Genomic DNA, 2,131 nt, shown 5'->3' with positions numbered 1-2,131 from the left:
CGGCCAGCGCGAGCGCCTGCCCCATCTCCTCGGCGAGCTGCTGGGTGCGGCTGAACAGGTGCGGCTGGAAGACCACCAGGACGCGGCCCTCGGCCTCGAACTGCACACCGAGCTGTGGCCCGCGGACGACGGCGGGCTGCTCGTCCACACCGCCTTCCGGCCCGACGCCGTCGCGGAGAGCACCGCCCGGGAGATCTCCAAGCGCTTCGCGGAGCGTGTGCGCGCCCTCTTCCCAGGAGTCATGCCATGACAACGACCGCCGTATCGCCCGCCCTGCTGACCGACCCCGACCTGCACGCCCACGGTGATCCGCACGCCGTGTGGCAGTGGATGCGCGCACACTCCCCGGTGCACCGCCACGAGGCGGCGGACCTGCCCGCGTTCTGGTCGCTGACCCGTCACGAGGACATCCGCTCGGTGTACCGGGACGCGGCGGCCTTCAGCTCGGCCCGCGGCGTACTGCTGCGCTGCGGCGACGACCCGGGCGGCGGCATGACGCTCGCCCTGACCGACGCCCCGCGGCACAAGCAGCTGCGCGGCCTGATGGCGGACTGGTTCAACACCCGCGCCGTACGGGGCCTGGAGGGCTACATCCGGACGGCAACGCGCAGCGTCCTCGGGCGGGCCCTTGACCTCGGCAGCTGCGATTTCGCGGACGACGTGGCCGGGCGGCTGTCGCTGTCGGTGATCTGCCACATCCTGGGCATCCCCGAGCGGGACCACGAGGACCTGTACCGGTGGACGAACGAGGAGTTCGAGGCCCACACGTCGCTGGTCTCCCACCCGATGCTCGTCGAGTACTTCATGGAGCTGCTCTACCGGCGGATGGAGGAGCCGGCCGACGACCTGGTGAGCGCCCTCGTCAACGGCACGGTGGACGGGGAGCTGCTGACCGAGGAGGAGGCGGTCCTCAACTGCGAGAACCTCATCGGGGCGACCGAGAACGGACGACTGGCCCTGATCGGGGGCATGCAGGCCTTCCTCGAGCACCCGGACCAGTGGCAGCGCCTGACCGCCGACCGGGCCCTGATGCCCGGTGCCATCGAGGAGGTCCTGCGCTGGACCTCCAGCGCGACGCACAGCATGCGGGTCGCCACCCGCTGCGTGGAGATCCGCGGCACGAGAGTCGAGGCCGGCGACCGCGTCGTGCTGTGGCTGCCCTCGGCCAACCGCGACGAGGACCTCTTCACCGCTGCCCACCGCTTCGACGTCACGCGCAGCCCGAACCGCCACATCGCCCTGGCCGCCGGCGAGCACTTCTGCATCGGCAGCACCCTGGCGAGGGCCGAGATGCGGATCCTGTTCACGGAGCTGATGGACACCGTGGGCCGGATCGAGCAGAGCGGCCCCGCCCGGCGGTTGAAGTCGATCGAGGTCAACGGCCCGCAGACGCTGCCGGTGCGCCTCGGCGCGAAGTGACGGCCGTCCCGGCGCCGTCGAGCCCCTCCCCCGCAACCCCAGACCCGCATCACGACCCGTCCAGGAGTGAGGACATGACCGACAAGAAGCAACTGCCCGGCCTCGTGCACCTGTCGCACCCCGCCGGGGTCGCGCCCAGCTCCGGGTACACCCATGTGGTCACCGGGCCGGGAAGGGTGGCCGCGATCGCCGGTCAGATGGCGTTCGACGCCGACGGCGAACTGGTCGGTCCCGGGGACCCCGCGGCCCAGGCCCGGCAGGTCTTCACCAACATGGCACGCTGCCTCGCCGCCGCCGGAGCCACGTTCGACGACGTCATCAAGCTGACCTACTTCGTGACCGACATCGCGTTCGTCCCTCGGATCCTGGCTGCGCGCGACGAGTTCATCGACACCGAGCGCCCGCCGGCGAGCACGGTGGTCCAGATCGTGGCGCTCTACCGCCCCGATCTGCTGCTCGAGGTGGACGCCCTCGCCCTGCTGCCCATCGAGTAGACCGGACAAGGAAGATCATGACTCCCACCTCCTCCCCTTCCCTCCGGCAGGCCGGGTCGCAGGCTCCGCCGCCGCCCTTCGACGCCGAGCTGGCCGGGCCGATCCGCCGGATCCTCGGCGGACTCCCGATGCCCCTGACCTCCGAGCTGATCCCGGACCGGCGCCGCCGCTCCGCCTCGGGGCGGCTCGGTGACGAGGAGATACGCCGCGGCGGGACG

General features: G+C 71.7%; 3 protein-coding genes and 1 pseudogene. All 4 read left to right on the top strand.

Features of this window, described 5'->3' with window-relative positions; genetic code table 11:
- Positions 1 to 250, top strand: a 250-nt coding sequence (locus AB0O00_RS36840) for a hypothetical protein (RefSeq protein WP_363659060.1), incomplete at its 5' end; no start/stop codon positions are given.
- The gene (locus AB0O00_RS36835; RefSeq protein WP_363659059.1) at positions 247 to 1,419 is read left to right on the top strand and encodes a cytochrome P450; all 1,173 of its coding nucleotides are present in this window, start codon (positions 247 to 249) and stop codon (positions 1,417 to 1,419) included. The genes AB0O00_RS36840 and AB0O00_RS36835, both read left to right, overlap by 4 nt.
- Before the next feature lie 74 nt (positions 1,420 to 1,493).
- The gene (locus AB0O00_RS36830) at positions 1,494 to 1,913 is read left to right on the top strand and encodes a RidA family protein (RefSeq protein ID WP_363659058.1); all 420 of its coding nucleotides are present in this window, start codon (positions 1,494 to 1,496) and stop codon (positions 1,911 to 1,913) included.
- A gap of 17 nt (positions 1,914 to 1,930) precedes the next feature.
- Positions 1,931 to 2,131: pseudogene (locus AB0O00_RS36825) on the top strand (alpha/beta hydrolase); the annotation flags it as partial.

This window comes from Kitasatospora sp. NPDC093558, assembly GCF_040683475.1.
Lineage (GTDB): Bacteria > Actinomycetota > Actinomycetes > Streptomycetales > Streptomycetaceae > Kitasatospora.
The sequence above is the reverse complement of the archived record's forward strand: the minus strand, read 5'-3'. Positions and strand labels throughout refer to the sequence as shown.